This is a genomic window from Spiroplasma sp. ald, from assembly GCF_044714355.1.
Taxonomy (GTDB): Bacteria; Bacillota_I; Bacilli_A; order Mycoplasmatales; family Mycoplasmataceae; genus Spiroplasma; species Spiroplasma phoeniceum.
This window is the reverse complement of sequence record NZ_RXFY01000140.1, coordinates 1-2,105: the sequence shown is the minus strand read 5'-3', so window position 1 is coordinate 2,105 and position 2,105 is coordinate 1. Positions and strand designations below refer to the sequence as shown.

Sequence of the window (2,105 nt, the reverse complement as noted above, 5' to 3'; positions counted from 1 at the left end):
ATGCAAGAAGTCTATTATAAAAATTTATATTCCAAAACTACTATTAGTATGACCATTAGTATGACCCTTAATAGAAATATTATTATTTCTATTAAGGGTCATACTAAAAAAATATTTTTCATAATAAACTCAATATTATGAATAATAAACAATATAAATTTATCCACCATAGAAAATATAGTTAAAATTATATGTATAATAGGAATTTTTATAATTCCAACATTAACAATAATAATAAAATTTATTAAAAAATAAATTTGTAAACAGTGTATAGTGTAAAAATAAACAATAAAATTATTTAATAAAATCACATATAAAAACTAGTGTGCCTTAGTTTTGTTTAAAATCTTAATAATAACAAAAATACCAAATGGAATTAAAATAATTCACGCATCACCTAAAAAGGTCATTAATTGTGGTAATACAGCATAAATTGCTTCTTTAACTTTCATCATTGCTTGTCCTAAACCACTTCAAATAGAACCCATTCCATCTGAAATAGTAGGAGTACCACTATCTGCTAAAAAATTAACCGCTGTTGTTAAATACATACCTAACATTATTTATCATCCTCCTTACTTTTAATTTCTTTTTTATCTTTTTTCTTACCTCGAATTTGACGAATTTTATGATAAATTGATAAACCAATTCAAGCAAAAATATCTAATATAATAACAACACTAAATATTGTCGTTAATCAACCTGGCATAACTTAATTCCTCCTAAAAATCTAATTTCGCGCGGCACGCTTCGCGTGTTCGCTACGCTCAAAATAAACTATATTGAATAAATTACCGCTAATAAATTACCCGGATAATTTATTCATCTTCTTCTACATTATTAATTACAATATTATTTACCGTATTAATAACATTATCTTTTCCATACTTAGTTACTACGGACCGCAAAATAAAATAATGTTTCTTTTCAATAAAAATCAACTCCTTTCTGAGTTGATTTGTTGCACTTCATTTTACATAATTCCTTTATTTTACGAATTTTAATGTTGTATGATTCATCTTTTGTAATTTTTGATAATTTATAGTTTTTATTTTTTTCCGCATTCAACTCTTCTAATTGTCGTTTTAATTTTATAATTCTTTCTTCTATATGACGATTAACTTGAGTTTTATTTGCTTCTAATTCTTTAATATTATTAGCTAAAATTAATAATTTTTCTTGAAAAATTGGAATTAATCTAGCTTCTGGTTTAGTTTGTTTTAAATGATTTAATTGTTCTTTTTCTAAGTTATATCGCACAATTAATTTATTAATTTTTTTATCATGCGGATTATCAAAAATAGTTCGCATTGTATTACTATTTAATTCATCAATTTTCTTTTGTAAATATGTTAATTCTTGTCGTAATGTATAAACTTTTTTTAATTTTAGTTTAGAGCTATGTTCATTAACTGTTCTTGATATAAGCATATATTCATCTTTTAATTCTTCATATTGCTCATTTAAAGCAGCAATCCGGGCATAATTTGGATTTCTTTTTAACATTTCAATTTCTTTGCGTACTTCTGTAATTTTTTCCCCTAATGCTTCTAATTTTATTTTTAATTTTTGGGATTTGCGAATATCTTTAGCATCATTAGTAATCTCTGCTTTTTGAACTAAAACAACATATTTTTGCTTAATTACTTCAAAACGATTACGATAAACCTCACTTATTGCTTCTAATTTTTTGCTTCGAACTATGGCTAGATCTTTATATAAAGAATTAATTTTATCTTCTAAATTTTTTATTTTTTGTTCGCGATGTTTCTCATCAATATATTGTTTAATTAATAGCGAATATTCAACACTTAAGTTGTTAATAACACGGCGACTTCTAACAAAGTCTTTTGTTGCATCAATACTATCCATTGTTTCATAAATCTCTTTTAAACTGAATGTACCAAACATTTCAATACGACGATAAATATATATGGTACCTAATCCAATTCCTAAGAAAACTACTAGGAAAATCATTAAGGCACCAAAACATCCTAAAATTTCTGTATTGTACATACTAATAATTCCCTCATTAGAAGCAATTCCATAGACAATAGACTTCTTGCATAACCTAGTTATTTTAAAATTCCTATAAAATATATTTA

At 24.6% G+C, this 2,105-nt stretch carries 2 protein-coding genes and 1 pseudogene; all 3 read right to left on the bottom strand.

Features of this window, described 5'->3' with window-relative positions; translation table 4 throughout:
* Nucleotides 1-320: 320 nt before the first annotated feature.
* Nucleotides 321-560: a hypothetical protein gene (locus tag EHU54_RS05620; RefSeq protein WP_400249413.1), complete on the bottom strand. Its 240-nt coding sequence runs from the start codon at nt 558-560 to the stop codon at nt 321-323.
* Nucleotides 560-709, bottom strand: a complete 150-nt coding sequence (locus EHU54_RS05615) for a hypothetical protein (RefSeq protein WP_400249411.1) — start codon at nt 707-709, stop codon at nt 560-562. The genes EHU54_RS05620 and EHU54_RS05615 overlap by 1 nt, the downstream gene beginning before the upstream one ends.
* A 179-nt stretch (nt 710-888) precedes the next feature.
* Nucleotides 889-2,105: pseudogene (locus EHU54_RS05610) on the bottom strand (ABC transporter); the annotation flags it as partial.